Genomic DNA, 24584 nt, shown 5'->3' with positions numbered 1-24584 from the left:
GGTGAGTGCTGGGGCCGCAGTTCGGTCTAGAAGGAGACCTGGTCGGGACCGTCCTCGCCCATCGCGATGGGGTCACGATCCGAGTAGCCCTTGCGACCGATCGCCTTGCTGGAGACCGCCGAGTACGTCGCCAGTCGCGCGTCCTCGGGCGTCTCGTAGGTCTCGGAAGTGAGCCTGCTCAGCGCCTCGCCCAGTGTCTCCGTGCCGTTGGGGAGTTCCAGTGTGGTGTCGCCGACTGCGTCGATGAGTTCCTCGGTGGTCAGCGGGTAGGTCTGTGCGTCGAACGTCTCTGTCGCCTCGGTCAGCATTCGCATATACGGGCAAAGTTAACGGTCGATAATAAACCTTCACTATTTATAATCATAATACTCCTTAATGCGTTTAATGCACATGCGGCGTGTGTGAACAGCACACGTGGCGTGCCGAAGGACCTTCCCGTGGCGCCGGTCTTTCGTCGGTATGGTTGTCGCGGACCTCCACGTCCACACGACGCGCTCCGACGGCACGCTCACGCTGGAGACACTTCCCGACGCCGCACGAGCGGCCGGCGTCGAGGCCGTCGCAGTCACCGACCACGATCGCCTCAACCCCGCGCTCGACGACCCGGTGACGGTCCGTGACGGACTCACGGTCGTCCACGGCATCGAACTCCGGGTCGACGCCGGTGACCAGCGCCTGGACCTGCTGGGCTACGGGGTCGACCCGACCGACGACCTCCAGGCGGAATGTGCGGCGATCCAGCGGAACCGCCGCGAGCGCGGCCAGCGCATCATCGACTGCGTCGAGGATCGACTCGACGTCACGCTCCCGGTCGAACCCCGGGACGGCCTGGGCCGGCCACACATCGCCCGCGCTATCGCCGAGGCCAGCGACTACGGCTACGGTGAAGCGTTCGAGGAACTCATCGGCGACGACTGCCCGTGTTTCGTCGCCCGCGAGATCCCCACCTTCGAGCGCGGTCGTGACTTGCTGGCCGACGCCTGCGAACTCGTCGGCCTCGCCCATCCGTTCCGGTATCCGGACACCGACGCCGCGCTCGACCGCTGTGACTCGCTGGACGCCGTCGAGCGGTGGTACCCCTACGACCGCGCGGTCGAGACCGACCGGATCGAACGTGCCGTCGAGCGGTACGATCTGGTGCCGACCGGCGGCAGCGACGCCCACGGCGAGACGATCGGGGGGGCCGGTCTCGACAGCACGGCCTGGGAACGGGTCCGGCGTGCGCTCGGCGTCTGACGAGCGGCGCACGGAATCCGAGGGTTCAATGTGGCGCGGATACAACCCCTGAATATGCAGTGTCACTACTGTGACGACGAGGCCGATATCGCCGTCGAGAAGGACGGCCTGAAAGTCGGTGTCTGCAAGACCCACTTCCGCGAACAGATGGCGGAACTGGAGGATGCCGACTGGATGGACGAACTCGACGAGCAACTCGACATCGACCGACGGGAGTGACCTCGACGCCGGCAACGTTTTTCTCGCCGCGGCGACACGACCACGTATGCGGAAGTGTTCGCTCGACGACGTGGAGTCACGGATGGGGCCGGCGGCGGTCAAACGACACCTGACCGACCCGCTCGGCCTCGAAGACGCGGCTCTGAACTACTACGAACTCGCGCCCGGCGACGCCTTCGGCTTCGGCTACCACCGCCACGCCGACCAGGAAGAGGTGTTCTACGTCCAGGCCGGGACGGTGACCTTCGAGACCGAGGACGGCGACGTCACCGTCGCGGCCGGCGACGTGATCCGGTTCGGGCCCGGTGAGTGGCAACTGGGCCGCAACGAGGGCGACGAGCGGGTCGTCGCGCTGGCCCTGGGCGCCCCCCGCGAGAGTGGCGAGACCGAGATGCGCCGGGAGTGTCCCGACTGCGGCCAGCGGACGCGCAACCGGATCGAGTTCGCCGACGGACGGGAGGCGCTTGTCACGCGCTGTGAGGCGTGTGGTACCGAGACCGGTCGGTTCACCTAGCGTAGCTATCGAAAATCAGTGTACACCCGACCGCACTGTCGTCGTGTGATCGGTACGCTACCCCTGACAGGTCGTCGCGAGCGCCGTCGACTCGTTGGTGTCGATGGTCAGCCGCGCCTCGACCGTCACTGCGTCGGGCTGGCACCGGAACCGCGTCCAGGTCCGGAGACGGTCGTCCCCGCTCGTTCGCCGGACGACGAGCCAGATCCACGAGCCACCCTCGTTGTCTCGGAGTTCCGTCCCGATGCCGCTGCGTGCCGGGACCCGGAATTCCTCGCTGGTGACGTTCTCGCCGACCAGTCTGATATCGGTCACGCGCCCCAGCGACGGCGGCGACCCGGTCAGGGCGCTCTCCGGGCGGCGCACGACAGTCCCGTTGGCGTAGGTGACGTCGACGCCGACCGGATCCGTCGGGACGATAGAGACGCGTACGTCGTATGGCTCGGCGGCGCGGTTCTCGACCGACAGTGAGATCGACTGTCCGGGGTCTGGCGTGGGTTGGCCATCGAAGCCCAGACAGCCAGCCGTGAGCAGACACGCGGCGACCACGATGGTCCGTCGGTCCATACGACCGCTGGGAGCGCCGCCCGCAAAACGCTGTGGACGGACCGTCACCGTTTAGTGCAGCCATCCTGACCGTCGGCCACGGTGGCACACTCGAACAGCGACCGACCGTGGGTCCGCCAGACGGGCCACGTCGGCGCGCTCCTGTCGGCGCTCGGTATCGTCGTCTGGGCCAGCGGGCTCCCCTTCCTGTTCCCCAGCCTCGGCCCGACGGCGTACCTCTATGCGACCCGTCCAGCGGCGCCGGCGTGTACGGCCAGGCGGGTTCTCGGCGGCCACGCGGTCGGCGTCGCTGCCGGACTCCTGGCCTATCACACCGTCGCCGGCGGCGTCGTCATCACCGCCTCGATGACCGCCGGCGCGCCGGGGACGCTGCGCCTGGCGGCGAGCGGCGTCGTCGCGGTGATGCTGACGACGGTCGGGATGCTCGCGACCGACACGCGGCACGCGCCGGCGTGTGCGACGACGCTCATCGTCGGGCTCGGCATCCTCCCGTCGCTGCGCGAGGGTGGGATCATCCTCGCCGCAGTCGCGGTACTGGCCGCAGAAGACGCGCTCCTCGACCGGTTGCTGGCGCGTGATCAGTCGTCGTCGGCGGCGACCTCGTCGTGATCGATGGCGGTGGCGTCGGACTGGACGGTCCGGACATACTCTGTGAAGTTTTCGAACAGCCGCTTGGCCTCGCAGGCGGCGCGGTAGTTCTCTTCGGTGATGCCGTCGATGACCCGCTGGACCCGCGCGTCGGGCAGTTCGTCCTTGTCGGTAGTGACCATCTCGGCGGTCGCTGTGTCGTACTCGGGATGGAACTGCACGGAGAAGACGTGGTCCTTCCGGAAGCCGTGGACGCCGTAGTCGTTCGTGGCGAACTGCTCGGCCCCCGGCGGCAGTTCGGCGACGTGGTCCGAGTGGGTCGTGAAGACGGTGAACGACTCGTCGACGCCGTCGAGTAGCTCGTTCTCGCCGTCGTGCTCGACGGTCCGATAGCCGATCTCGTAGTCGCCCATCGGCTCGACACGGCCACCGAGCGTATGGGCCAGCAGCTGGTGACCGAAACAGACGCCCAGGAACGGGAGCCCACGGTCGATAGCGCTGTCGACCCACGACTCCAGGTCGGCGATCCAGGGCTCGTCCCAGTAGACGGAGGCCCGCGAGCCCGTCACCAGACAGCCGTCGAACGCGAAGTCGTCGGGCAGTTCGCGCTCGGTGACGTCGTACTCCACGAGGTCGGCGTCCAGTTCCCGCCGGAAGTTCCGGCGGTTGGCCGCGCCGTCGTGGGCCGCGTTCAGCAGGGCGATACGCAGACTCATTCGTCGGAAGACAGACGCCCGAGGGGTAAAAACCTGCATATCCGCGGCAGCACCTGCCGCTCACCGCGACAGCCACAGCCCGACCGCCGCAGCCGCTCCGTAGCAGAGTGCCACCGCGGCGAGCCACGTCGTCGCCGTCGTCAGGAACCACGGGGCTGCGAGGCCGTAGGCGACTCCGAGGACGGCGCCGGTCGCCGTCCTGAGGGCGTTGTGCCCGCGCCGGTCGGTGAACGTCGTCACCGTCCAGTCGAGAAGTGCCGGGAGCGGGCCGAACGCGACGACCGGTGTCCACACTCCGCTCCCGACGTCCAGCACGAAGAGAGACAGACCCACGGCGATGCCCGGATAGACGCCCGCACAGCGGGCACAGAGTGCTACCTGCCGGTCACCAACCCTGAGTCGGTGACACCGGTGTCGGTCACCAGCCCGGTGGTGTGAGAGGAGGTACGGCGCTATCGCAGCGAGCGCCCGCCGGAACTCCGCACGCCGGTCATTCGCCACCGCCATCACCGGTCTCGCCGAGGGAGTCCCCACCGCCGGCGTCCGCTCCGGTGTCTGCCCCGCTGTCGGCGCTCTCCTCGTCGTCGAGGTCGACGTACTGCTCCTGGAACTCCGCGTCGGTCTTGGTCAGGTAGAGGATCCCTTCCACGAGCCCGACGACGGCGGGGATACCGGTCCAGAAGAAACAGAGGTACACCACGCCGAGACCGACGTTCCCCAGATAGAAGTGGTGGGCGCCGAGACCGCCCAGCAGGATGGCCAGGACGCCCGCTGTCACGCGGTCTTTCGGTGAGTCGGCCGTGCTCCCGGCGGCCACACTGGCGTCCGTCTGTTGGGTGCCACACTCCGAACAGAAGTTCGCCGCCACGTCGAGGGTCGCCCCACAGTTGTGACAGTACTTCTTGCCGGCCGGTGCCGTCTCGACGGCCGCTTCCTGTGCTGGCTCCGCTGTCGCTCGCCCGCCGCCAGTGTCGGGGCCCTCCGCTGTGGCCTCGCCCTCGTCGTCCGACTCGGTGGCTGCGCTTCCCACGTCCGAACCTGTGTCGTCGTCGAACTCGACCCAGTCGTCCTGGTCGAGGGGTGCATCGTCGGCTCCCTCCTCGGTGTCACTATCGGGGCTGTCGTCGGCGTCGTCCGGGGACATACCAGACTGACTCGCCACCTCGGTTGTTAAACCTCGTGGTCGGTGTGGGTGTCCAGCGTCGCCAGCAACTGGTCGGTGACCGCGGGTGCGTGTTCGACGAAACAGAGGTGCCGGCCCTCGACCGCTTCGCTCTCGCCCCGCGGGAGGTCGGTGGCCAGTGCCTCGGCGGCGGCCGGATCGACGACGGGGTCGTCGAGTCCGTAGTAGACCTGCGTCGGCAGCGTCACCTCGTACAGCGGCGGGGCCGAGAAGTCGGTCATCGCCGCCGCCTGTGCCTGCCAGGCGTCGCCGGTGGCGTCCTCCTCGCGTCGCCACCCGGTGATCCGCTCGACCAGATCCGCCGCTTCACTCCGGAACCCCTCCGAGAACGCCCCGTCGAGCGATGATTCGGCGCCGGCGTCCAGCGACAGGGTCGCGAGTGCCTCGTCGTCCACGTCGCTCCCGTCGCCAGCCGTGCAGTACAGCGTCAGCGTCGACGCGCGGGCGTACTCGTGGGCGTACCGCAGCGCGACCATCCCGCCCAGGCCGGCACCGACGAGATGGACCGACCGGACGCCGTGGTCTGCCAGTACAGCCTCCAGGTCGGCAGCCAGCGTCCCCACGTCGTAGGGGCCCGACGGCGCGTCCGAGCGGCCGGTCCCCCGGTGGTCGAAGACGACCGTCTCGTAGGGGCCGGCGACGGCGTCGTGGTGCCAGCCCCACAGCCACGCGCCATACCCCACGTCGCCCACGAAGGCGACGGTCGGCCCATCGCCGTCCGTCTCGTAGTAGAGGTCGACACCGCGGTTGGTCGCTGTCGGCATCACCCGGCGGTTCCCGGCCGACCGGCCTGGCTCTTTCGGTCCCTCAGCGCGACTCCGCGAGTTCGGCCCGGAGGTCGCTCGTCGCTACCGGGTCGTCCTCGGGATCCAGCGCGGGGACGACACCCTCCTGGGCAGCCTCGCGGTAGTAGTACCCCCAGAGAGCGCCCGAGGCGTACAGCGTGTAGGTGGCGACGAACGCAGGGCCGACCAGCGTGAACCAGGCGACGAGCCAGAACGCCCACCCGACGACGGCGATGGCCAGCCAGACGGCGAACGCCACCAGGTAGTCGGCCCGGACGGCGAACGCGCCCGCGAACCGCTGGGAGAAGGCCGCGCCGAGGCGCCCCGTTACCGCGTACGTCGTCAGCACCGCTGGCGTGACGTACACCCCACCCAGGACGACCCCCCAGAGGGCGAGTGCACTGGCCGTTCCACCGACACCGGCCTCCTCGGCCAGCGCCGCGACGGACGCCCCGACGGCGGCGACGACACCCCACAGGACGACGACCGCGACCGTCGCCCACAGGCCGTCGACGAACAGCCGGCGGAAGTCGTCGAACGACGGCTGGGTCCGCTCGCCGTGTGCCGCCCCGCTGGTCAGCCGGACCGTGTAACCGGCCGTGAACAGGCTCAGCGGTGGGAGAACGTAGCCGATGAGGCTCACGATACTCCCCAGCAGGAAGGGGTCGTACTCGCCGGTGATCGGGTAGCCCAGTGCGAACCGCGCGCCGTCGTGTTCGAAGGGGTCGTCCTCGTCGGTGCTGGGCTCGGCCGTCGGCGGCTCGTCGACGGCTGCTACCGCCGAGGAGTCGGCGGCCGTCGGCGACCCGTCGGTACCGACCTCGTGGCCACACTGCTCACAGAAGTTGTCGGTCGCGTCGACGGTGGCCCCACAGGCCGTGCAGTACGGCATATACCTGACAGTTCGACGCGCGGGGGTTTCGTTCTTTCCCTCGTCGCTGAAAGCGACCGCAGACGGGACGCCGTCTCAGACGTCGGCGACCGACTGGAGGATGTCCGGCGCGTCCTCGAGCGCGTCGTCGAGGTTGTCGCCGTCGGGGCCGCCACCCTGGGCGAAGTCCGGCGGGCCGCCACCGCCGCCACCGACGCGGCTGGCGAGTTCGCCGACGACCTCGCCGGCGTCGACGCCGACGCCCTCGGGGACGGCGACGACGAACTGAGCGCCGTCCCGCCCGGAGCCCAGGACGGCGATCTTGCCCTGTTCGACCAGCGCGTTGGCCTGGGCCCGCAGTTCGTCCATGTCGGCGTCGATGCGCTGGACGACGGCGACGGTGTCACCGATCTCGATCTCCTCGGCGTCCGCGCCGCCGGAGGCTCGTGCCTCGGCCAGTTGCTCTTTGAGTTCCTCGATCTCCTTGCCGCGGGCCTTCCACTCGTCGAAGAACCGTTCGGCGGTCTCGGGGACCGCTTCGTGGGCGACGTCCAGAACGTCAGCGGCCTCGGAGAGCGCGTCCTCGGTCGCCTGCGTGGCCTCGATGGCCGCGTTGCCGGCCGCGAAGGTCAGGCGGATGACGCCGTCCTGGATGCGCTCGGTGTTGCGCAGTTTGATCGTCCCGATGTCGCCGGTCCGGGCGACGTGGGTCCCACCGCAGGCCTGGACGTCCTCGGCGACCTGGATGAGGCGGATCTGCTCGCCGGCCGGGATACCGCCCTGGTAGAGATCGAAGCCGTGTTCCTCCTCGGCCTCGTGGCGGTCGGGCCACTCCTGAGTGACCGAGATGTTGTCCTGGACGATCTCGTTCGCGAGCAGTTCGATCTGTTTGACCTGCTCGCGGTCGATCGAGGCGTAGTGGCGGATGTCGATGCGGGCCGAGTCGGTCCCCTTCTGAGCACCGGCCTGCCGGACGTGCTCGCCCAGGACCTGCCGGGCGCTGTGGATGACGATGTGGGTCGCCGTGTGGTGTTGCATCAGCCGCTTGCGACGGGCCGCGTCCAGTTGCCCGCGGACGAACTCGCCTTTGCCGGGGTCGTCGTCGCAGGTGTGGACGATGACGTCGCCGTAGCGCTGGACGTCGGTCACCTCGACGGTGACGTCGTCGGTCGACAGCGTCCCGTGGTCCGGGGGCTGACCACCGCCCTCGGGGTAGAACATCGTCTGGTCGAGCACGACGTCGAAGCCGCCATCCTCGCGGTCGAAGACCTCCAGGACGACCGCCTCGAACTCCGTGCGCTGCTGGTCCTCGTAGTAGAGCTGGTCGGTGTCGGGCAGCTCCGCGAGCCGGTTCGCGTACGGGATCTCGTCGTCGGCCTCGACGTCCTCGCCACCGCCGTGACGGCTGGCGACGACGGAGTAGAAGTCGTCGGGAACGTCGACGCTGACCCCGCGCTCGGCGGCGATCTCCTCGACCATGTCCGGCTGGATGCCGTGGGAGTCGTACAGTTCGACCAGTTCCTCGGTCGGGATGGGTTCGCCGGCCTCGGCGTACTCGTCGGCGATCTGGCGGACCCGCCGGCCACCGCGGTCCAGCGTCTCGCGGTACTTCTCGACCTCCGTCCGGACGATGTCGCGGACGGTGTCGCGGTTCTCGTAGCCCAGCCGTTCGGCCTGCATGTCGACGAGTTCGTCCAGCGGCGCGTCGACGCCGACGTTGTCGACCAGGCGCTTGGTCCGGCGCAGCACCATCCGGGCGAGATAGCCCGTCCCGACGTTCGAGGGGACGATGCCGTCACCGAGCATGTACGCCAGCGTCCGGCAGTGGTCCGCGATGGCGTAGATGTCCTCCAGCGGTGCCATCAGCTCCCGGAGTTCCTCGACGGTGACGCCGACGGAGGCGGCGATGTCGTCGCGGGCGGCCTCGATGTCCTCGGCCTCGTCGATGTCCATGTGGCCCGCCAGTTTGGCGGCGTCGTGGACGATGGCAGCCTCCTCGTCCGTGAGTTCGATGCCGGCGTTGTCCTTGAGGAAGGCGATCATCTCGGGGTAGATGGCCTCGTAGACGGTCGGGGTCCCCTGGCTCATCCAGGTCCACCGCTCTAACCCGTAGCCGGTGTCGACGATGTAGGTGTCCATCTCCGAGTACGTGTTCCCGTCTTTCATCTCGTACTCGCCGTCGGGGTCCTGTTCCAGGGACATGAACACGAGCGTCGCCAGTTCCGCGCCCTTGTAGATGACCTCGAAGGCGGGCCCGGCGTTGCCACCGCCGACCCACGGGTCCTCGATGAGTGTCAGTTCCGCGGGGTCGGCGCCCAGCTCCTCGAACAGTTCGACACAGTACTCGACGGTCTCGTCCTTCCAGTAGACCTCGCCCTCGTAGGCGTACTGTTCGGGGTCCTCGACGTCCTCGCGGGCGTTGAACGCGTGGTGGGCCATCATCTCGAAGGCCATCGTGTGCCGGCCGGTCTTGCCGACGTTGTCGATGTCCTGCATCCGGATGCAGGGCTGGCTGATACACAGCGGGTTCGCCGGCGGCGGCGTCGTCCCACTGGTCACCAGCGGCTGGAAGTCGTAGATAGAAGCCTGGGTCAGCAGGACGTCGTCGCGCCAGCGGTTGGCCGCGACCGGATACGGCTCGATGCGTTCGTGGCCCCGCTCCTCGAAGAACGAGAGGAAGACCTCGCGCATCTCCGAGAGCGTGTAGGACTCGTCGAATCCGGGGTCGTCGATGAACCCGTACTCCTCGCAGGGTGGCTCGCCGCAGGTCTCGCGCTGGGTCCGTGCCCAGAACGTGGCCCCACACGAAGAGCACTCCTGGCGGGTGAAGCCCGCCTCCTCGAAGTACTCCAGTTCGTAGGCCTCGTCGAGGTCGCTCATTGGGGTACAGTTGGCCCACGTTCGCCTAAAACTGTTCCGAAGGGGCCTAGACCTGGACTGCGGACCCACCGGAGAGGGTCTTCGGGACGACGATGCGCTCGGTGGTACTCGCGCCCGAGGTGGTGGTGATCCGCAGGGTCGCCGTCTCGCCCTCTTCGAGTTCCTTCCCGAAAGTGTTCTGCGAACTGGTCACGTTCGGGTCGCCAAGATCGAGTTGGATCTTGAACCGGTCCTCTGAATCGTCCAGGACTGGCATGGAGTTATCGTCGTCCTGCACTTCGCTGACGAGGAACCGACCGTCGGGGTTCCCGGACGCACCGTTCTCGGCGAGCTGGTAGTATGAGCCACTCGGTCCGATCCACTGGATCGTCGCATCGCCGAGGTCGACCGGACCCGAACCCGGTGTTCGTCTGACGACCAGGCTCACGACACCGACTTCCTTATTCGAGAAGTGGCTCCCGGTCGCGCTCACGATCCCCACACGGTTCGTCGTCGAGTCACTGGACTGCTGGCCGGTCGATTCGGCGGAGTTCTGGAGGTAGCCCGAGGTGTCCATCAACACGCCCGCCGCGATGGCTGCCACCAGCACCATCGCGATGAACACGATGAGGGTCCCGATGCCGACCTGTCCTCTGTCCTCCCCCGTTCGGTTGGTCGAGCTGTACATTTCAGTTACTGATAGTTGACCACTCCACCATCATAAGAGTCAGTGCGCGATTATTATCGGTGAGAACTGGCTCGTCGGGAGCTATCTGGCGGGTTCTGTACGGTCGATATCACCTGACGCCGACCGTACTCGGGGTCGAATAAATCCAGTATTCGGCACTCGAAACGTGTCACGACCTGGGCCAGTCGGCTGTCGAGACGGTGGGAGGTCCTACTGGTCCTGTGCCAGCGACGCCAGCATCGCCTCCAGCTGGACGCGCTCGTTCGCGCCCTGGGTGATGCGGTAGTCGGTCTCGCCGACCCGTTCGAGGACCCGGACTGCAGCCCGGTCGTCGATGTCGAACTCCCAGATCGAGCGGTGGAGCTGGTCGATGACGTCCCCGCCCGCGATCCCTTCCTCGGTGAGCAGGCGGTCGAGTGTCGCCCGCGCAGCCGTGAAATCGCCGTCCAGCGCCGACTGGACCATCTCGTGGATCTCCTCCGGCCGGGCGGTGGAGGTGATGGCGTACACCGCGGACTCGTCGACGACGTCGCCGCTGACCGAGGCCGCCTGGAGGCCGTTGATCGCCTTTCGCATGTCGCCGGCGGCGGCGTACACCAGCGCGTCTAGCCCGTCCTCGGTCAGTTCGATGTCCTCCTCGGCGGCGATGTGGCGAATCTCGGCGGCGACGGCCTCGTCCGACAGCGGCGAGAACCGGAAGACCGCACACCGTGACTGGATCGGGTCGATGATCTGGCTGGAGTAGTTACACGAGAGGATAAAGCGGACGTTGTTCGAGAACTGCTCCATCGTCCGGCGGAGTGCTCCTTGTGCGTCGGACGTGAGGGCGTCTGCCTCGTCGAGGAAGATGATGCGGTACTCGTGGCCGCCGAAACTGGTCCGCGCGAAGTTCTTGATGCGGTCCCGGACCACGTCGATGCCCCGCTCGTCGGAGGCGTTCAGCTCTAGGAAGTGTTCGCGCCAGTCCTCGCCGTACAGTTCCCGGGCGATGGCGGTCGCGCAGGTGGTTTTACCCGTGCCAGCTGGACCTGAAAATAACATGTGGCTCAAGTCGTTCCGGTCGACGTAGCTCTGGAGGCGGCCGACGATGTTCTCGTGGCCCATCACGTCGTCGAGCGTCTCCGGGCGGTACTTCTCGATCCACACTTCCTCGCGTCCCGCCCGCGACTCGGAGTCGGCCTCGCTCATACCGAACGGGAGGCGTGGCCCGCCCTTAAACGAACCGTTAGCCGTGATGGCTGACCATCGCCGATCCTTTGTCCGTCGGCGAGCAAGCGCCGCCGATGCCCTCCGAGACAGGCGCCCTGCTCCGGTCGATCCGTCGACAGTTGCTCGTGGTGGTCCTCCTGGTCGGCCTCGGCGTGGCGACCCTCGCCGAGGTCGCCGTCGCGGTCAGAGGATACGATACCGCGCTCCCGACCATCGCCCAGATCGTTGGCGGTCTGGCGGTCCTCGCGTCGGCGATCCTCCTGGTGACAGATACCGTCCCTATCGACCCGGCGACGGAGTCCGGTGAGACCGGCGCCGACGTCGAGGACTGACGTACAGTCGACACACTCAAGCCCGCCATCCCGGTAGAGACGTCCATGCACGTCACCGTCGAGGTGGCCGGCGAGGACACTCACGAGGTCGAGGTCGACGCCGACGCGACCTACGCCGATCTGCTGGCGCCACTGGACCTCTCGCCCCACACCGTCTCCGTGCTGGTCGACGACCGGACGGTCCCCACCGACCAGCCAGTCGAGACGGACCACGTCAGGGTCGTCCGGCTCATCAAGGGCGGGTAGGCAGCCACCTCACGCCTGTGGATGCGTCTCGGGTCCACCACGCACGAGTCCGACGCCACTGCCACAGCGGAGCGTTCCGGTCGCGAGGTGGACGGCAGAACTGTGGATCCATCCTTGTATATCGATGCTTCGAGATCGGTGTCCAAAATTGGTACGTAGATGCAGTGAATCAGATCGTAAGTCGCCCGAATCCGGCACGTAACGTCCCTCATATATCTCGATCTGGGAAATCGTTAATACGTCCCCCCGCTTTTTCTCGGGACATGGCTGGCGAACCCGGTCCGGATGAGGAAGCAACATCCGACGCGTCCACGTCACCCGACACACAACTGCCACCGGATATCCTGGAGATCGAACCGGTGTACGAGGCGTTGGGACACCCTCGCCGGCGGTACCTCTGTTACACCCTTCTCGAAGATACCGAGTGGTCGCTGACCGATCTGGCGACGAAGATCGCTGCCTGGGAGCACGACGTGCTCGAACACGAGGTCACACCAGCCCAGCACGAAGCGGTGTACGTGTACGTCTCGCTGTACCACGCGCACGTCCCGAAGCTGGTCGACGAGGGCGTCGTTACGTTCGACGACGCGACGGAGACGATTACGACCGCTGAACACGCCGAACAGGTCCTGGCCGCTCTCGAAGGGATGGGTACCAGCCTCGACTCGACCCAGGAAACGCACGCACGGGGTGAGACGGATGAACGATGAGGCCAGCGGCGGAACCAGGAGCGACGACGACCCTGTCAGTGGTGCCGACACCCACTGGTCACAGGTCGCACAGCGTCACTACGACCCCGACGGATGGGGTGAACTCACGGCCGCGATCATCTACGCAATCGCGGACGCCGAGGGCGTCTCCCCGAGTGAGGTGAAATCGCCACCGCTGTACGAAACCGTGGACGTCCCGGCGATCGAGGACGCGTTCTTCGGACCGGACGTGGACGGGGAGACTCGGCAGGGCGTCGGCACGGTCGAGTTTCAGTATATCGGGTACCTCGTGAAAGTCCGCAGCGACGGCTGGCTACAGGTGTACGAGCCGGCCGAGACAGAACTCTCGTAGACGGGGCTGCTCCGGCAGCCCCGACTCGGTCCCGCCGAGCGGTTGCCAGCCGGCTGCCCCCGGCGCAACCCCCCGTTTTTGCCTGTCGCGAACGTCCGGGAGTGACAGGAGAGCTACGACCTCCCCTACCCGCTCGTGGCCGCGGACGCGTCCGGGTTTCGCCACGCACGAACGAGTCCGACCACACTCCCACAGGTGAGCGTTCCGATGGCGAGGTACACGGCAGCACTATCGAGCCCGAACGTGTCGACAACTGCCGGTGGTGCGAAGTTTGCACCCAGCGAGAGGAGGACACCGACGACGATGAAGCCGACCCACAGACGGACCTCGGTCTCTCGATTCATATTTCTACTTGAACGAGGCTGTAGAAAAAGGGCTACGAATCCGATCATGAACGCCCGGACTCGGCTCCTCTGTAAATCCGATTCGAAACCGGTGTACTGAATCGGTACGCAACCGCCCGTTTTTGCCCGTCGAGTCCCTACTCGTGCCTATGTCAGCCCCCGCATCGGAGTTCTCGCTGCCGAACGTCGGTCCCGGCCCCGAGACGGTCTCGCTGGCGGCGTTGGCCGCCGACAACGACTTCGCCCTCCTCCTGTTCCAGCGGGATCACTACTGCACGAACTGCCGCCAGCAGGTCCAGACCGTCGCCGGCCGGTACGACGAGTTCGCCGAGCGCGACACCGAGGTCGTCTCTATCGTCCCCGAACCCGTCGAGAAGGTCCGGGAGTGGCAGGACAGCTACGATCTGCCCTTCCCGCTCGTGGCCGATCCGGACGCCTCGACGGGCGACGACTACGACCAGCCCGTGCGATTCGGCTTCCTGGGCGACTGGAGCGACTTCCTCGGCCGGATGCCCGAGGCCGTCCTCGTCGACCTGCGAGGGGAGCCGACCGTCGTCTGGTCCTACCGGAGCAAATCGACGTTCGACCGCCCGAGCGTCGACGACCTGCTCGCCGCGGTCGACGAGGCACGTGCCGAGCAGGCGGCGGGGTGAGCCATGCAGGTCCGCGATGCCACCGTCGAGGACCTCCCGGCGGTGATGAACGTCCTCGACGGCGCGGTGCTGGCCGTCGACGTCGAGTCGGTCCGGGCGAGCATCGCTCGCGGCGGGACGCTGGTCGCGGTCACGGCCGACGGCGACCGCGTCCTCGGTGCGCTCGTCCTCGACGGCGCGCACGTCGAGGCCGTCGCCGTCCGGCGGCGTCGGCGCGGCCAGGGTATCGGGACCGCGCTGGTCGCGGCCGCCGCCGACCGACGGGACCGACTCACCGCCGAGTTCGACGTCGACGCGCGCCCCTTCTACGAGTCGCTGGGCTTCGCTGTCGAATCGCTGGACGAGCCCGGTCGCTGCCGGGGCGTCCTAGAGTAGCAGAGCGTCGGCCCGAGGACTCAACTCGACCGCCCAGCGAGCTCCTCGATTTCGAGTTCGTAGAGGGTCAGGTCCAGCTCGTCCAGCGACTCGTCGAAGACGCGGATGGGGTCGAAGCGCTCGTTGATCTCGACGGCGTCGTAGGCGGGGTCGTCCTCGGGGACGGCCCGGATCGGTCCGCGAGCGATGACACTCCAGGCAGTCTGGCCCGCGGCCTCGGCGGTCGCTTCGGTCTCGTAGACGACGTAGGTCGCCGTCTCGGTCGCCGCGACGAACGCCGCTTTCCGGCTGTCTGGTGTCTCACCGAGTCTGAAATACAGCGACCCGTCCGTGTAGTGGTGGAACACAGGGATAGCGTAGGACTCGCCGTCGTCGGCCAGCGCGAGCACGCCGTCGGGCGTCTCGCGAAGGCGGTCGAGGACCGTCTCTTGGTCCATTCCGTGGGTGTAGGCGAAGGAGACGTCGAGGTCCATGCCACACCAACGGGGGCTGTGGGCCTAACGGTTTGGGGAGGGAGCTCAGACCAGCGGCGTGACGATCTCGCGGCCCGCAGACAGCAGTTCCTGGACGCGGTCCTTGCTCCCGGCCTCGGCGTAGATCCGCAGTTTCGGCTCGGTCCCGGAGGGACGCACCAGCAGCCAGGTCCCGTCTTCGAGTCGGATCTTGAACCCGTCGACGGTGTTGATGCCGTCGATGGCGACGCCGGCGACCGACTCTGGCAGGGCGTCCTCCAGGTCCGACAGCACTGGCTCCTTCCGGTCGTCGGGGCAGTCGACGCTGACACGGTTCTGGTGGATCTCGCCGTGGGCGTCCAGCAGGCGGTCGACGCGCTCGTCGAGTGGCTCTTCCATGTCGGCCGCCACCGCCAGCAGCGCCATCAGCACGCCGTCCTTGTTGCGGACGTGGTCGGTCAGTCCGAACCCGCCGGACTCCTCGCCGCCGAAGAGGGCGTCGTGCTCGGCCATCGCCTCGGCGACCCACTTGAAACCGACCGCCGTCTCGTAGACGGATTCGTCGTGGGCCTCGGCCACGCGGTCGATGATGCTCGACGAGGAGACGGTCCGGACGACCGGGCCCGAACGGGATTCCAGCAGGTAGTCGTAGATGGCGGCGAAAAAGAGGTTCGGCCCGAGGAACCCGCGTTCGGGCGTGACGATGCCGATGCGGTCGGCGTCGCCGTCGTTGACGATACCGATACTCCCCTCGCCGTCGGCCACCCGATCGATGAGTTCGCCGACCTTCTCGGCGGTCGGTTCCGGGGAACTGCCGCCGAACTCGGGGTCGAGTTCGTCACGGAGCGCGGTCACGTCCGCGCCGGCCTGGGAAAGCAGTGTGTTCGTGACGTCCCGGCCGCTGCCGTACATCGCGTCGTAGACGACCTCGTGCCCGTCGAGGTCGACGTCGGCGTACGCCAGCGCGTGCTCCAGATAGGGCTCGATGAGCGATTCCTCGGAGATGGTCCCCCACTCGTCCTCGGGCAGCGGGTCCGGTTCGGCCAGCGCGGCCTCGATCTCCTCGGTCAGATCGGGCAGCGCCGGCGCGCCCTCGTCCGAGAGGAACTTCACGCCGTTGTACTCCGGGGGATTGTGGCTGGCCGTGATCTGGAGCCCCCCGGCCAGTTCCCGCTCACGGACGGTCCAGGCGACGATCGGCGTCGGCGTGTCGCGGTCGGGGATGACGACGTCGAACCCGTTCGAGCAGATGACCCGCGCGAGTTCCTCCGCGAACCCGCGCGAGGTCTCCCTGGCGTCGTAGCCGACCAGCACCGTGCCTGTCTCGCCCCGCTCTTTCAGCGTCGTCGCCGCGGCCTGTCCGACCATCCGGACGCGGGGTGTCGTGAACGTATCGAGCGTTGCCCGCCAGCCGTCGGTGCCGAACTCGATGGCTGCAGCCTTCTCCGGAGCGTCGTCGGATACCATACAGCCGTCTGCGCCCCCAGTGGGCAAAAAGCTCCCGTCGCTAGTCTTCGAGGACGGTCCCTGCTGCCTGTCCGGCCCCTGCCGTCTGCTCGACCTGCTCGCTGTCCTCGACGAGACGGCTGACCGACTCCTCGATCTCGCGCATCTGCTCGACCTGCTGGGTGTTGGCGTCGGCCACCGAGGCGATCTCGCGGGCGACGTCGTTGGCCAGTTCGGAGACCTCGTCCATCATCGCCGCGACCTCCTCGGCGCTCGCGGCCTGTGAGTCGGTGGCGTCGGCGACCTCGGCGATGCCACGCGTCGCTTCCTCGACGGTCTCGATCATCTCGTCTAAGGCGTCCATCGTGTCGCCGACCCGGTCGATGCCGGTGTCGATCTCCTCGTTGACCTGATCGAGGCTCTCGACGGTCGTCGCCGTGTCGCGCTGGATGCCCTGGATCTTCTTTTCGATGGTCTCGGCGTGTGATTGGGCCTCCTCGGCGAGGTTCTTGACCTCGTTGGCGACGACGGCGAAGCCGCTGCCGGCCTCGCCGGCGCGGGCGGCCTCGATGTTGGCGTTCAGCGCCAGCATGTTCGTCTGGTCGGCGATCTCGTTGATCAGTTCGACGACCTCGTCGATCTCGTCGACCCGCTCGCGGAGGTTCTCGACGTCGCTGGAGACCTCCGTTGCGGCGTCGTCGATATTCTCCATGGCGCCGATGGCACCCTCCGCGGAGTCGTGGCCCGTCTCGGCTGCTTCCAGCGCCCGGTCGCTCGTCGAGGAGACGTGATCGGCCGTCGAGGCGATCTCCTCGACGGTCGCCGAGAGGTTCGAGACCTCGCTGTCGACCTGGTCGATGGAGTTGGTCATCGAGTGGGTCGTCTCGGTGATCTGTTCGGAGCCGTCGGCGACCTCTTCGGACTGGGTGCGCAGTTCCGAGACAGATGTCTGGACGTCCTGAGCGACGGTCTCCCGCCGCTGGACGTCCGCCTGGATCGACTCGATCATGTGGTTGACCCGCAGCGCGATCTCGCGGTAGTCCCCCCGCAGGTCCTCGGCGTCGATCCGTGCGTCCAGATCGCCCTGCGTCGCCGCCTCGACGGTCGCGTACAGGCGCCGTCGACTGACGATCTGATCGACGTTCTCTCGGAGGTTCTCCTTCGGTCGCTCGCCGGGCCAGGGCCGGATCAGGTTCGAGACGCCAACGTCGAGTGCTTCCTTGACGATATCCTCGTTCCCTGTCTCGGAGATGAGGATGTAGGGGACGTTCTCGTCGCGTCGGCTCACCCACTCGAACAGTTCGATCCCACTGACCCACTCGTTGCCCTTCTCGTCGGGCACCTCAACGAAGCTCACGGTACAGATGATCTCCTCACGTTCGAGGGCGGACTTCGCCTCGGGGATGTCTGTCGCCGTCTCCACCCCGACGTCTTCCGTCGCTGGCGCTATCGTTTCGATCGTGTCTGCCCGGTTGTCGGGTCGACACACCACCAGTACTTGTCCAGTGCTACCAGCCATCATCCGATGTTGCGTGTTACCGCATATAATACTACGCACGATTATCAGATTTAACCACTAGCGAGCGAGACAGTACCGGCAACCGACAGTATCGCGTATCGAAACTACTCCCGTCACCCCGACGGCAGAAAATATCATACTCAATCGTGATAATGGTAGTGGGTGATTTTATTCCACTGTTGCATACTCTCTGCTATGACGTTGAAACCGATCGAGAACTACGACCGGTACCCACAGCTCCAGGGTGAGCTGTTCCGGGCGGTCCAGCATCAGGGCATCTTCGACGACTCGAAGACGTTCGTCGACAGCATCCCGAACGCCGACCGGAAGGCGCTGAACGACCTCTTTCGGGAGATCCGGGGCAACGAGTCCTTCGACCTCCAGTCGTTCATCGAGGCCCACTTCGACATCGCCGAAGACGTCACTGCTGGGGTGGAACAACCGCTCGCAGATTCGATGGAGGAGCACATCCAGTTGCTCTGGGAGCATCTCACCAGTGATCCCTTCGAGGAACAGCACACGCTGTCGACGCTGGTGACGCTTCCCAACCGGTACATCAAGCCCGGCGGGCGGTTCCGCGAGATCTACTACTGGGACAGCTACTTCACCGCGGAGGGGCTGGCGCGCTCGGACATGCTCCCGATGGTCGAGGACATGATCGACAACTTCGCCTACCTCATCGACGAGTTCGGATTCGTTCCCAACGGCAACCGGGTGTACTACCTCAGCCGGTCCCAGCCCCCGTACTTCTGTCAGCTCCTCCAGTTGCTCGAACGGGAACGCGGTGCGAACGCGGCCCTGGAGTATCTGCCCCAGCTGGAGGCCGAGTACGAGTTCTGGATGGACGGCAAGCGGGACGTCACGCCGATGGCACCGACCCACCGCCGGGTGGTGAGCCTGCCCGACGGTGCGGTGTTGAACCGCTACTGGGACGACTTCCCCCGACCGCGTGCGGAGATGTACCGCGAGGACATCGAGGTTGCCGAGGAGCTCCCACCTGGCGAGCGAAAGCGGCTGTTCAGGGACATCCGGGCGGCCGCCGAGTCCGGGTGGGACTTCAGCAGCCGCTGGTTCGACGGCGGGGACTCGCTGGCCTCGGTCCGCACGACCGAACTGCTTCCCGTCGACCTCAACTCGCTGCTCTACGACATGGAGACCAACCTCGCCGAGTGGTGCCGGGCCGAACACCGGACGGACGACGCCGAGCACTACGAACAGGCCGCACTCCAGCGGAAGGTCGCCATCCAGACCTACTGCTGGGACGACGACGCCGGCTACTACTTCGACTACGCCTGGACCGACGGCGAGCACAGCGAGGAGTGGACGCTGGCCGGCGTCCTCCCGCTGTTCGTGGGGCTGGCCTCCGAGGAGCAGGCAGCGGCCGTCGCCGAGACGCTCCGCGAGAAGTTCCTCTTCGAGGGGGGCCTGGCGACCACGCTGACCGACAGCGGCCAGCAGTGGGACTACCCGGCCGGGTGGGCGCCGCTGATCTGGCTCGCCGTCGAGGGGCTGGACCGCTACGGCCACGTCGACCTGGCGGAGACGATCACAGAGCGGTGGCTCCGTCTCAACCGCGCTGTCTTCCAGGAGGAGGGGTACATGATGGAGAAGTACAACGTCGTCGACGCGACGGTGACCGCCAACGTCGGGGAGTACACGCCCCAGGCCGGGTTCGGCTGGACCAACGGCGTGACGCTCGGTCTCCAGGAGTATCTGCATGACGCCTGAACACGAACACACCACGCCAAGAAGTGTCACGGTAGTAACTACCACGTTTATCTGTCGACACGAGAGTACCTCACACTATCCGGAGTACCGATGAAACTCGAGCAATTCAACACACGCGAGGAACTCGTCGCGATCCTGGACGAGATCATCCCGACGGCGACGGGCGAGGTGATGATCGGACTGCCCCCGGAACTCCTGGAGGACATCGAGCCGATGCTCGAAGCGGCCTACCAGAACGGGGTGTTCGTCGTCATCTGTCTCTACACCGACGAGGAGGAGGCAGCACGGTTCGATTACGACAGTTTCGCGACACTGGTCAGGACCTGGGACGTCCCGATCAACATGGTCGCTCACATCGACCAGGACCGGGGTGTTATCGCACGGCCACCGGTCGTCCACGGCGAGGACACCGAGGACGTGGGCCTCCGGTACGAGACCGAGATGCTCTATCACCTCGGGTTCCCGCAGTTCCTCTCACAGCAGTGGGCGATGGGCGAGGAGTATTACGTCTCGGATCCGCGCTCGCTTCCCCTGGAGTGTGGGAACCTCCGGGACGCGACCGTCCAGTCGACGCTGTACCTCCGGCAGGACAAGACGGTCGGCTTCGAGTGCGAGGTCAGGCCGGCGCCGGCCAGTCCCGAGGACCCGTGGGGGACCCTGGAGGGCCAGATCGTCTCGACGCGCCAGAACTTCATCCACCCCAGCACGAACACGTTCTTCGGCGAGATGGGGCTCATCGGCCACGTCGAGGACGAGGGTCGGGTGACGATGGGCGGCGTCGGCGCCTACGCCGAGGACTACGAGGCACAGAACATCACGCTGAAACCCATCGACTAGTCGACCAGCCGTTCCTTCTCCGACCGGGAGAGCTGCTTGATCTCGTACTCGCGGCTCATCGCGGCCGACCGGCTCTCGAACGATTCGACGTGGACCAGTTCGACCGGCGTCCGCCCGCGGGTGTACTTCGCGCCCTCGCCGGCGTCGTGTTCGGCGACCCGACGCTCGACGTCGGTCGTGTAGCCGGTGTAGAAGGTTCCGTCACTGCAGCGAAGAACGTAGGCGTAGTGGTGGGCACGCTGCGAGGTAGTCATCGGTCGATACAGGGGGTCGGACGGGCCTTACACTTGGCGGGCGCGCTCTCTCGACACCTCGGCGATGCCGGCGTTCGCCGAGCAGTTCGGGCAGGCCCTGATGTGTCCGTGCTCGTCAGCGAACACACGGGCGAACTGTTCCGAGACGTGCGCGCCACAGTGGTCACATTCAGTCATCGTGTTCGTCGGCAGTTCGACCACCGACAGTACTCCGTATGTCTCCCCCCAATGAATCTGGTGTGCCCAACTAGTTTGGTAGCCACTCACAGCCACCCCGAATCACTGGACGCGGTCGAGTTGGCGGGCGACGAGACCCGCCTGCGCGCCGGCGGTGAAACCGGCGTCGACGTTGACGACCGATAGCGCCGTACAGGACTGGAGCATCCCCAGCAGCGCGGCCTCGCCGGCACCGCCGTGACCGTAGCCGGTCGAGACCGGCAGGCCGATGACGGGCACGTCGACCAGCCCCGCGACGACGGTCGGGAGCGCACCCTCACGGCCGGCGGCGACGATCAGAACGTCCTGTTCTCGGAGGCGGTCGACGGCGTCGATCGTGCGGGCCATACTGGCGACTCCGACGTCGTCGATCCGCGTGACAGCGGCGCCCATCTCCGTGGCGATCATCGCTGCCTCGCCCGCTGGTACGGCATCGGACGTCCCGGCAGTGACGACGCCGATAGTCGCGTCGAGCGACGGCCGCTCGAAGTCGGGCCTCGTCGCGACCAGCCACCGCGACCGCTCGTCCCAGCGGACCGTCGCGTCCGGGTATGGCTCGGTCAGCGCCGTTCTCACGGCCGCGGCGTCGGCGGGCTCGATCCGGGTGACGATGGCACGACCGGTCGTCTCGACGGCGGTCTCGGCCAGCGCCGCGATCTCGTCCCGTTCCTTGCCGTCGCCGAGAATCGCTTCGGGGACGCCCGATCGGGAGGTCCGTGCGGCGTCGAACCGGCCGGCACCGCTCGTCGCGTAGCCCGCGAGTTCCGCCTCGGCCTCGGCGGGTGTCAGCTCGCCCGCCGCGACCGCGTCGAGTAGTTCGCGCATACTGGCTGTCGGTGTGGCGGCTACTCCTATCCGTCGGTTCGGTCGACCGACCCGCGAGTGAACTGGTGCCTGTCTCGCGCGAGCGGGCCGGAGCGGTTGTCTGTCGCGCGAGCCCGGACGATGCGGGATTTATGGGCAATTCTTTCTGATACTTCGGTCACAGGGGCCATCATTTATAAGTAGCGCGACTCGCGAAATCGCCTCAGACCCCTGCGAATAGCGGACAGAGCGGGATAATTGGGGAAAGTATTTAAGCGACCCCTTCGGAAGGACCGACTGTATGGCAGACCTGATTGTCAAAGCCGCCGTGAAGGAATCGCTCGACGATATGAACGTTGCCTCCGACTTCTACGACGCACTCGACGAGGAGGTCGAGGAACTGCTCGCCGACGCCGCCCGACGTGCCGAGGCCAACGACCGGAAGACGGTCCAGCCGCGCGACCTGTAAGGTCGACTCCCGTTCTTTCTTTCGACGCCATCGGCCAGCGACTGCTATCGATCGTGGACGGTGACGCCCTCCTCGGTGCCGACGTGGACCGCGTCGGCCATGCCGACGAACAACCCGTGTTCGACGACGCCCGGCGTATCTGCGAGTCGACGGGCCAGCGCGGCCGGATCTTCGATGGTGCCGAACGCACAGTCCAGCACGAGGTTCCCGTTGTCGGTCACCACGGGACCGTCCTTGCGCTCGGCTGCCCGGAGTGTCGGCTCGCCGTCGGCGTCCCGGACGGTCTCGGCGACGGTCGTCCGGGCGGCCGGTAACACCTCGACCGGCACCGGGACCGAGAGCATGTCGGCTTCCTTTGTCGGGTCCGCCACCACGAGAAAGCGGTCGGCACTGGCGTCGACGACCTTCTCTCTGGCGTGTGCCGCGCCGCCACCCTTTATCAGGTCGCCGCCGGCAACCTCGTCGGCGCCGTCGATGGCCAGGTCGACGTCGACCTCGTCCAGATCCGCCAGCGGGACCCCACACTCGCGGGCCAGCTCGCGTGACTGGAACGACGTCGGGACGCCGGTCACGTCCATCCCTGCTTCGACCGAGCGGCCGATGGCCCGGATGGCGTGTGCCGCCGTACTCCCCGTCCCCAGCCCCACGACCATGCCATCCTCGACGGCCTCGGCTGCCGACTCGCCGGCCGCACGCTTCGCCGCGTCGGAACCGCCCTGTTTCATGTCTACGGCGTCGCGGGTCGCGGCCAAAACGTTTGTTCTCCGCGGCCGAACGACCCGTATGGACTGTACGTTCTGTGGCTGCCCCGTCGCGGACCACGACCCGGTGTACCTCTCGGCGACACCGGGCGGCGATCCGACGGCGCAGTTCTGCAACTACGGCTGTCTTCGTGCCCACATCGACGCCGAGGACCTGGTGGCCGGGACCAGTTGTACGTGGTCACCGTCGGGGCGCTGTCGCTGACGAGTGGCGGCGTTGTGGCCACGTGGCCACAGAAACAGTGTTGACCCCAGTTTCAGACCCTATCCGCGCCGCGTCGACCGCGCCTCGCGAACGTCGGCGCCGTCCCGGATCTTGTCCTCACACTGCGGGCATACTCGCGGCTTCTCGACCCCATTCGGTGTAAACACCCGCGCGTAGGCGGCTGTAACAAAATTACCGCAGTTCTGGCATTCCGGCATACAGCCGGATGGACGGTCTATTCCCCCTTAATTGTTGTTGCTTTGGTAAGAATTCACATACGGCGCGCTCAGAACTCGCTCGTGACGGTCCCGTCCTCGGCGAGTTCGACGACGCCGTCGAACTGCTCGCGGAACGCCGTGACGGTCTCCTCGTCGTGGACGCCCTGTGCGAGGTGGAACATCCCGACGGCGTCGTACTCCTCGAGCAGTTCGAGCAGGTCGCCGACGGCTTCTACGGCCCGCTCCTCGTCGGCGTAGTAGATGAGTTCGGTGATCGAGTCGAAGCTCACCCGCAGTTTCCCGTCGTGGTTCTGGAGGAACTGCTCGGTCTCCTCGACGATCCCTTCCAGGTCGTCCGGTGCGGAGACGTACCGGACGTTGTCCGACTGCCGGCGGGTGTAGCCCCGCTCGACAGACAGTGTATCGAGGATGGTCGCCGCCTCCTCGTCGACCTCGTAGTACTCCAGTTTCTGTTTGACTTCGCGTGCGGTCGTCCGCGTCGAGATGACCAACATCGCGTCGGTGTCCGTCGACAGGAACTCGGTGTCGAGCCGGTCCGTCTCACCGGTGCTGGGGTGCAAGAGGAGAATGCCGGTGCCGCCCGGGACGGTGTCCGGCGCGTTCTCGATTGCCAACGAGTACTCCATATGGCGGTGAAAGCGGCCGGGCCCGCATTAAGTCTGCGGGTCTGTGGCCGATCAGAAGACGCTGTCGGCGGTCGCCGCGCCGACGACGCTGAAGATGGCGCCGACGGTCGTCGCCTTCAGCGTCGTCACCGCGACCCGCATCGGCGTCGGATTCGGGAGGATCTCGTTTTTCACGAGGAACGTCTCCGGGGCGGTGAACATGAGCGCGAGACAGACGACCGAGCCAAAGGAGACGACCATCAACGAGACGAACCGGATCGGGATGCCGGCCACCTCGGCCTCCTTCTCGATGTCGCGCCCGGCGTCGGCCTTGTAGAGCGCGCCGTAGCCGATGGCGAAGACCACGGCGGCGACGGCCGCGGCGTGATAGACGGTCATGTTCGCGGCCAGGACCCACACCTCCTCGGTGACGACGAACGGCCCGGCCAGCAGGAACCCCCCGACGACCTGCTGGGCGGTGTCTGCGATACGATAGCGCCGTCGCCGTGCCATACCCACCTGTTGGACCGTCGGGCCGGATAACGCTACTGGGTCGGACTGTCGACGCGGTCCCGCCGGCGCTCCCCGAAGCGGAACCGGTT

Annotated in this window: 35 protein-coding genes; 14 read left to right on the top strand and 21 right to left on the bottom strand. The window is 66.8% G+C overall.

What is annotated here, in order from left to right; genetic code table 11:
• Window positions 1–26: 26 nt before the first annotated feature.
• Window positions 27–314 carry a DUF5789 family protein gene (locus Hhyl2_RS11485; protein ID WP_483550908.1) on the bottom strand — a complete coding sequence of 96 codons (288 nt, stop codon included), beginning with the start codon at window positions 312–314 and terminating at the stop codon, window positions 27–29.
• A gap of 145 nt (window positions 315–459) precedes the next feature.
• Here Hhyl2_RS11485 and Hhyl2_RS11480 point away from each other — a divergent pair, with 145 nt between their 5' ends.
• The 3 genes from Hhyl2_RS11480 to Hhyl2_RS11470 are packed head-to-tail and all read left to right on the top strand — an operon-like array spanning window position 460 to window position 1969.
• Window positions 460–1236 carry a PHP domain-containing protein gene (locus Hhyl2_RS11480; RefSeq protein ID WP_483550907.1) on the top strand — a complete coding sequence of 259 codons (777 nt, stop codon included), beginning with the start codon at window positions 460–462 and terminating at the stop codon, window positions 1234–1236.
• A 54-nt stretch (window positions 1237–1290) separates the two neighbouring features.
• Entirely contained in the window at window positions 1291–1455 is a 165-nt protein-coding gene (locus tag Hhyl2_RS11475) for a DUF6757 family protein (RefSeq protein ID WP_276179021.1), read from the top strand.
• 46 nt (window positions 1456–1501) lie between these two features.
• Window positions 1502–1969, top strand: coding sequence for a cupin domain-containing protein (locus Hhyl2_RS11470; RefSeq protein ID WP_483550906.1), 468 nt, complete (start codon window positions 1502–1504; stop codon window positions 1967–1969).
• 57 nt (window positions 1970–2026) lie between these two features.
• Here Hhyl2_RS11470 and Hhyl2_RS11465 read toward each other — a convergent pair whose 3' ends face one another.
• Window positions 2027–2536: a hypothetical protein gene (locus tag Hhyl2_RS11465; RefSeq protein ID WP_483550905.1), complete on the bottom strand. Its 510-nt coding sequence runs from the start codon at window positions 2534–2536 to the stop codon at window positions 2027–2029.
• A gap of 81 nt (window positions 2537–2617) precedes the next feature.
• On the opposite strand from Hhyl2_RS11465, the gene Hhyl2_RS11460 reads away from it, so the two are divergent.
• Window positions 2618–3145 carry an HPP family protein gene (locus Hhyl2_RS11460; RefSeq protein WP_483550904.1) on the top strand — a complete coding sequence of 176 codons (528 nt, stop codon included), beginning with the start codon at window positions 2618–2620 and terminating at the stop codon, window positions 3143–3145.
• On the opposite strand, the gene Hhyl2_RS11455 is transcribed toward Hhyl2_RS11460, so the two are convergent.
• The 8 genes from Hhyl2_RS11455 to Hhyl2_RS11420 form a co-directional block, all read right to left on the bottom strand.
• Entirely contained in the window at window positions 3115–3840 is a 726-nt protein-coding gene (locus tag Hhyl2_RS11455) for a type 1 glutamine amidotransferase (RefSeq protein WP_483550903.1), read from the bottom strand. The two genes, Hhyl2_RS11460 and Hhyl2_RS11455, sit on opposite strands and share 31 nt — an antisense overlap.
• A gap of 60 nt (window positions 3841–3900) precedes the next feature.
• Window positions 3901–4347, bottom strand: coding sequence for a DUF2085 domain-containing protein (locus Hhyl2_RS11450; RefSeq protein WP_483550902.1), 447 nt, complete (start codon window positions 4345–4347; stop codon window positions 3901–3903).
• On the bottom strand, window positions 4331–4984 hold the full coding sequence (locus tag Hhyl2_RS11445; RefSeq protein ID WP_483550901.1) for a zinc-ribbon domain and TM2 domain-containing protein: 654 nt from the start codon (window positions 4982–4984) through the stop codon (window positions 4331–4333). The genes Hhyl2_RS11450 and Hhyl2_RS11445 overlap by 17 nt, the downstream gene beginning before the upstream one ends.
• 26 nt (window positions 4985–5010) lie before the next feature.
• Entirely contained in the window at window positions 5011–5787 is a 777-nt protein-coding gene (locus Hhyl2_RS11440; protein ID WP_483550900.1) for an alpha/beta fold hydrolase, read from the bottom strand.
• 43 nt (window positions 5788–5830) lie between these two features.
• A complete protein-coding gene (locus Hhyl2_RS11435; RefSeq protein WP_483550899.1) occupies window positions 5831–6700 on the bottom strand; it encodes a DUF4013 domain-containing protein in 870 nt (289 codons plus the stop codon).
• 75 nt (window positions 6701–6775) lie between these two features.
• Window positions 6776–9559, bottom strand: a complete 2784-nt coding sequence (gene alaS / locus Hhyl2_RS11430; protein WP_483550898.1) for an alanine--tRNA ligase — start codon at window positions 9557–9559, stop codon at window positions 6776–6778.
• A gap of 46 nt (window positions 9560–9605) precedes the next feature.
• Window positions 9606–10226 (bottom strand): archaellin/type IV pilin N-terminal domain-containing protein, encoded by a 621-nt coding sequence (locus Hhyl2_RS11425; protein ID WP_483550897.1) that lies wholly within the window; start codon window positions 10224–10226, stop codon window positions 9606–9608.
• Between the two features lie 210 nt (window positions 10227–10436).
• A complete protein-coding gene (locus tag Hhyl2_RS11420) occupies window positions 10437–11414 on the bottom strand; it encodes a replication factor C small subunit (RefSeq protein WP_483550896.1) in 978 nt (325 codons plus the stop codon).
• 95 nt (window positions 11415–11509) lie between these two features.
• On the opposite strand from Hhyl2_RS11420, the gene Hhyl2_RS11415 reads away from it, so the two are divergent.
• The 4 genes from Hhyl2_RS11415 to Hhyl2_RS11400 all read left to right on the top strand — a co-directional run bounded on the left by Hhyl2_RS11415 (window position 11510) and on the right by Hhyl2_RS11400 (window position 13075).
• Window positions 11510–11767 (top strand): hypothetical protein, encoded by a 258-nt coding sequence (locus tag Hhyl2_RS11415; RefSeq protein ID WP_483550895.1) that lies wholly within the window; start codon window positions 11510–11512, stop codon window positions 11765–11767.
• Between the two features lie 45 nt (window positions 11768–11812).
• Window positions 11813–12013, top strand: a complete 201-nt coding sequence (gene samp2, locus Hhyl2_RS11410) for a ubiquitin-like small modifier protein SAMP2 (protein ID WP_483550894.1) — start codon at window positions 11813–11815, stop codon at window positions 12011–12013.
• Between the two features lie 263 nt (window positions 12014–12276).
• Window positions 12277–12723, top strand: a complete 447-nt coding sequence (locus tag Hhyl2_RS11405) for a DUF7344 domain-containing protein (protein ID WP_483550893.1) — start codon at window positions 12277–12279, stop codon at window positions 12721–12723.
• Complete coding sequence (locus Hhyl2_RS11400) at window positions 12713–13075, top strand: HalOD1 output domain-containing protein (protein WP_483550892.1); 363 nt, start codon at window positions 12713–12715, stop codon at window positions 13073–13075. Before Hhyl2_RS11405 ends, Hhyl2_RS11400 begins: the two co-directional genes overlap by 11 nt.
• A 125-nt stretch (window positions 13076–13200) precedes the next feature.
• On the opposite strand, the gene Hhyl2_RS11395 is transcribed toward Hhyl2_RS11400, so the two are convergent.
• A complete protein-coding gene (locus Hhyl2_RS11395) occupies window positions 13201–13419 on the bottom strand; it encodes a hypothetical protein (protein WP_483550891.1) in 219 nt (72 codons plus the stop codon).
• Window positions 13420–13568: 149 nt separating this feature from the next.
• Between Hhyl2_RS11395 and Hhyl2_RS11390 the strand changes: the two genes are divergently transcribed.
• Both Hhyl2_RS11390 and Hhyl2_RS11385 read left to right on the top strand, forming a co-directional pair.
• Window positions 13569–14072: a peroxiredoxin family protein gene (locus Hhyl2_RS11390; protein ID WP_483550890.1), complete on the top strand. Its 504-nt coding sequence runs from the start codon at window positions 13569–13571 to the stop codon at window positions 14070–14072.
• Window positions 14073–14075: 3 nt separating this feature from the next.
• Window positions 14076–14447: a GNAT family N-acetyltransferase gene (locus Hhyl2_RS11385; RefSeq protein WP_483550889.1), complete on the top strand. Its 372-nt coding sequence runs from the start codon at window positions 14076–14078 to the stop codon at window positions 14445–14447.
• Between the two features lie 20 nt (window positions 14448–14467).
• On the opposite strand, the gene Hhyl2_RS11380 is transcribed toward Hhyl2_RS11385, so the two are convergent.
• From Hhyl2_RS11380 to Hhyl2_RS11370, 3 genes are read right to left on the bottom strand one after another with little or no spacing between them, the layout of a single operon-like run.
• Window positions 14468–14920, bottom strand: coding sequence for a pyridoxamine 5'-phosphate oxidase family protein (locus Hhyl2_RS11380; protein WP_483550888.1), 453 nt, complete (start codon window positions 14918–14920; stop codon window positions 14468–14470).
• Between the two features lie 45 nt (window positions 14921–14965).
• Window positions 14966–16366 carry a phosphohexomutase domain-containing protein gene (locus tag Hhyl2_RS11375; RefSeq protein WP_483550887.1) on the bottom strand — a complete coding sequence of 467 codons (1401 nt, stop codon included), beginning with the start codon at window positions 16364–16366 and terminating at the stop codon, window positions 14966–14968.
• A gap of 40 nt (window positions 16367–16406) precedes the next feature.
• Entirely contained in the window at window positions 16407–17864 is a 1458-nt protein-coding gene (locus tag Hhyl2_RS11370; RefSeq protein ID WP_483550886.1) for a methyl-accepting chemotaxis protein, read from the bottom strand.
• A 195-nt stretch (window positions 17865–18059) separates the two neighbouring features.
• Here Hhyl2_RS11370 and treF point away from each other — a divergent pair, with 195 nt between their 5' ends.
• On the top strand, window positions 18060–19592 hold the full coding sequence (gene treF, locus Hhyl2_RS11365; RefSeq protein ID WP_483550885.1) for an alpha,alpha-trehalase TreF: 1533 nt from the start codon (window positions 18060–18062) through the stop codon (window positions 19590–19592).
• Window positions 19593–19682: 90 nt separating this feature from the next.
• Complete coding sequence (locus tag Hhyl2_RS11360) at window positions 19683–20429, top strand: TrmB family transcriptional regulator sugar-binding domain-containing protein (protein WP_483550884.1); 747 nt, start codon at window positions 19683–19685, stop codon at window positions 20427–20429.
• Here Hhyl2_RS11360 and Hhyl2_RS11355 read toward each other — a convergent pair.
• From Hhyl2_RS11355 to larB, 3 genes are all read right to left on the bottom strand, one after another.
• Entirely contained in the window at window positions 20426–20683 is a 258-nt protein-coding gene (locus Hhyl2_RS11355) for a GIY-YIG nuclease family protein (RefSeq protein ID WP_483550883.1), read from the bottom strand. The two genes, Hhyl2_RS11360 and Hhyl2_RS11355, sit on opposite strands and share 4 nt — an antisense overlap.
• Before the next feature lie 27 nt (window positions 20684–20710).
• Window positions 20711–20860: a DUF7563 family protein gene (locus tag Hhyl2_RS11350; protein ID WP_324760068.1), complete on the bottom strand. Its 150-nt coding sequence runs from the start codon at window positions 20858–20860 to the stop codon at window positions 20711–20713.
• A 102-nt stretch (window positions 20861–20962) separates the two neighbouring features.
• A complete protein-coding gene (larB, locus tag Hhyl2_RS11345) occupies window positions 20963–21724 on the bottom strand; it encodes a nickel pincer cofactor biosynthesis protein LarB (RefSeq protein ID WP_483550882.1) in 762 nt (253 codons plus the stop codon).
• A gap of 280 nt (window positions 21725–22004) precedes the next feature.
• Here larB and Hhyl2_RS11340 point away from each other — a divergent pair, with 280 nt between their 5' ends.
• Entirely contained in the window at window positions 22005–22172 is a 168-nt protein-coding gene (locus Hhyl2_RS11340) for a DUF1931 family protein (protein WP_276179058.1), read from the top strand.
• Window positions 22173–22216: 44 nt separating this feature from the next.
• On the opposite strand, the gene rpiA is transcribed toward Hhyl2_RS11340, so the two are convergent.
• Window positions 22217–22897, bottom strand: a complete 681-nt coding sequence (gene rpiA / locus Hhyl2_RS11335) for a ribose-5-phosphate isomerase RpiA (RefSeq protein ID WP_483550881.1) — start codon at window positions 22895–22897, stop codon at window positions 22217–22219.
• A 58-nt stretch (window positions 22898–22955) separates the two neighbouring features.
• Between rpiA and Hhyl2_RS11330 the strand changes: the two genes are divergently transcribed.
• Window positions 22956–23138 (top strand): hypothetical protein, encoded by a 183-nt coding sequence (locus tag Hhyl2_RS11330; protein WP_483550880.1) that lies wholly within the window; start codon window positions 22956–22958, stop codon window positions 23136–23138.
• 59 nt (window positions 23139–23197) lie between these two features.
• Here the strand turns inward: Hhyl2_RS11330 and Hhyl2_RS11325 are convergent, their stop codons facing one another.
• From Hhyl2_RS11325 to Hhyl2_RS11315, 3 genes are all read right to left on the bottom strand, one after another.
• Window positions 23198–23356, bottom strand: a complete 159-nt coding sequence (locus tag Hhyl2_RS11325) for a DUF7563 family protein (RefSeq protein WP_419181080.1) — start codon at window positions 23354–23356, stop codon at window positions 23198–23200.
• Between the two features lie 68 nt (window positions 23357–23424).
• Complete coding sequence (locus Hhyl2_RS11320; RefSeq protein WP_483550879.1) at window positions 23425–24003, bottom strand: DUF7090 family protein; 579 nt, start codon at window positions 24001–24003, stop codon at window positions 23425–23427.
• 51 nt (window positions 24004–24054) lie between these two features.
• Window positions 24055–24495 carry a DUF2391 family protein gene (locus tag Hhyl2_RS11315; protein ID WP_483550878.1) on the bottom strand — a complete coding sequence of 147 codons (441 nt, stop codon included), beginning with the start codon at window positions 24493–24495 and terminating at the stop codon, window positions 24055–24057.
• Between the last annotated feature and the right edge of the window lie 89 nt (window positions 24496–24584).

Source organism: Haloarcula sp. H-hyl2 (genome assembly GCF_056934385.1).
Note: the sequence above shows the minus strand (reverse complement) of the source record. Positions and strands in the feature narration are given on the sequence as shown.

Excerpts from the sequence above, each read along its gene's own strand:
- Hhyl2_RS11375 (WP_483550887.1), bottom strand. The coding sequence starts at position 16,366 with ATGGTATCCGACGACGCTCCGGAGAAGGCTGCAGCCATCGAGTTCGGC.
- Hhyl2_RS11395 (WP_483550891.1), bottom strand. The coding sequence starts at position 13,419 with ATGAATCGAGAGACCGAGGTCCGTCTGTGGGTCGGCTTCATCGTCGTC.
- Hhyl2_RS11350 (WP_324760068.1), bottom strand. The coding sequence starts at position 20,860 with ATGACTGAATGTGACCACTGTGGCGCGCACGTCTCGGAACAGTTCGCC.
- Hhyl2_RS11400 (WP_483550892.1), top strand. The coding sequence starts at position 12,713 with ATGAACGATGAGGCCAGCGGCGGAACCAGGAGCGACGACGACCCTGTC.
- Hhyl2_RS11440 (WP_483550900.1), bottom strand. The coding sequence starts at position 5,787 with ATGCCGACAGCGACCAACCGCGGTGTCGACCTCTACTACGAGACGGAC.
- Hhyl2_RS11320 (WP_483550879.1), bottom strand. The coding sequence starts at position 24,003 with ATGGAGTACTCGTTGGCAATCGAGAACGCGCCGGACACCGTCCCGGGC.
- Hhyl2_RS11405 (WP_483550893.1), top strand. The coding sequence starts at position 12,277 with ATGGCTGGCGAACCCGGTCCGGATGAGGAAGCAACATCCGACGCGTCC.
- larB (WP_483550882.1), bottom strand. The coding sequence starts at position 21,724 with ATGCGCGAACTACTCGACGCGGTCGCGGCGGGCGAGCTGACACCCGCC.
- Hhyl2_RS11475 (WP_276179021.1), top strand. The coding sequence starts at position 1,291 with ATGCAGTGTCACTACTGTGACGACGAGGCCGATATCGCCGTCGAGAAG.
- Hhyl2_RS11390 (WP_483550890.1), top strand. The coding sequence starts at position 13,569 with ATGTCAGCCCCCGCATCGGAGTTCTCGCTGCCGAACGTCGGTCCCGGC.
- Hhyl2_RS11325 (WP_419181080.1), bottom strand. The coding sequence starts at position 23,356 with ATGCCGGAATGCCAGAACTGCGGTAATTTTGTTACAGCCGCCTACGCG.
- Hhyl2_RS11435 (WP_483550899.1), bottom strand. The coding sequence starts at position 6,700 with ATGCCGTACTGCACGGCCTGTGGGGCCACCGTCGACGCGACCGACAAC.
- samp2 (WP_483550894.1), top strand. The coding sequence starts at position 11,813 with ATGCACGTCACCGTCGAGGTGGCCGGCGAGGACACTCACGAGGTCGAG.
- Hhyl2_RS11385 (WP_483550889.1), top strand. The coding sequence starts at position 14,076 with ATGCAGGTCCGCGATGCCACCGTCGAGGACCTCCCGGCGGTGATGAAC.
- Hhyl2_RS11425 (WP_483550897.1), bottom strand. The coding sequence starts at position 10,226 with ATGTACAGCTCGACCAACCGAACGGGGGAGGACAGAGGACAGGTCGGC.
- Hhyl2_RS11470 (WP_483550906.1), top strand. The coding sequence starts at position 1,502 with ATGCGGAAGTGTTCGCTCGACGACGTGGAGTCACGGATGGGGCCGGCG.
- Hhyl2_RS11360 (WP_483550884.1), top strand. The coding sequence starts at position 19,683 with ATGAAACTCGAGCAATTCAACACACGCGAGGAACTCGTCGCGATCCTG.
- Hhyl2_RS11415 (WP_483550895.1), top strand. The coding sequence starts at position 11,510 with ATGCCCTCCGAGACAGGCGCCCTGCTCCGGTCGATCCGTCGACAGTTG.
- Hhyl2_RS11485 (WP_483550908.1), bottom strand. The coding sequence starts at position 314 with ATGCGAATGCTGACCGAGGCGACAGAGACGTTCGACGCACAGACCTAC.
- Hhyl2_RS11445 (WP_483550901.1), bottom strand. The coding sequence starts at position 4,984 with ATGTCCCCGGACGACGCCGACGACAGCCCCGATAGTGACACCGAGGAG.
- Hhyl2_RS11330 (WP_483550880.1), top strand. The coding sequence starts at position 22,956 with ATGGACTGTACGTTCTGTGGCTGCCCCGTCGCGGACCACGACCCGGTG.
- Hhyl2_RS11355 (WP_483550883.1), bottom strand. The coding sequence starts at position 20,683 with ATGACTACCTCGCAGCGTGCCCACCACTACGCCTACGTTCTTCGCTGC.
- Hhyl2_RS11450 (WP_483550902.1), bottom strand. The coding sequence starts at position 4,347 with ATGGCGGTGGCGAATGACCGGCGTGCGGAGTTCCGGCGGGCGCTCGCT.
- Hhyl2_RS11465 (WP_483550905.1), bottom strand. The coding sequence starts at position 2,536 with ATGGACCGACGGACCATCGTGGTCGCCGCGTGTCTGCTCACGGCTGGC.
- Hhyl2_RS11420 (WP_483550896.1), bottom strand. The coding sequence starts at position 11,414 with ATGAGCGAGGCCGACTCCGAGTCGCGGGCGGGACGCGAGGAAGTGTGG.
- Hhyl2_RS11340 (WP_276179058.1), top strand. The coding sequence starts at position 22,005 with ATGGCAGACCTGATTGTCAAAGCCGCCGTGAAGGAATCGCTCGACGAT.
- treF (WP_483550885.1), top strand. The coding sequence starts at position 18,060 with ATGACGTTGAAACCGATCGAGAACTACGACCGGTACCCACAGCTCCAG.
- Hhyl2_RS11315 (WP_483550878.1), bottom strand. The coding sequence starts at position 24,495 with ATGGCACGGCGACGGCGCTATCGTATCGCAGACACCGCCCAGCAGGTC.
- Hhyl2_RS11370 (WP_483550886.1), bottom strand. The coding sequence starts at position 17,864 with ATGGCTGGTAGCACTGGACAAGTACTGGTGGTGTGTCGACCCGACAAC.
- Hhyl2_RS11480 (WP_483550907.1), top strand. The coding sequence starts at position 460 with ATGGTTGTCGCGGACCTCCACGTCCACACGACGCGCTCCGACGGCACG.
- rpiA (WP_483550881.1), bottom strand. The coding sequence starts at position 22,897 with ATGAAACAGGGCGGTTCCGACGCGGCGAAGCGTGCGGCCGGCGAGTCG.
- Hhyl2_RS11455 (WP_483550903.1), bottom strand. The coding sequence starts at position 3,840 with ATGAGTCTGCGTATCGCCCTGCTGAACGCGGCCCACGACGGCGCGGCC.
- alaS (WP_483550898.1), bottom strand. The coding sequence starts at position 9,559 with ATGAGCGACCTCGACGAGGCCTACGAACTGGAGTACTTCGAGGAGGCG.
- Hhyl2_RS11380 (WP_483550888.1), bottom strand. The coding sequence starts at position 14,920 with ATGGACCTCGACGTCTCCTTCGCCTACACCCACGGAATGGACCAAGAG.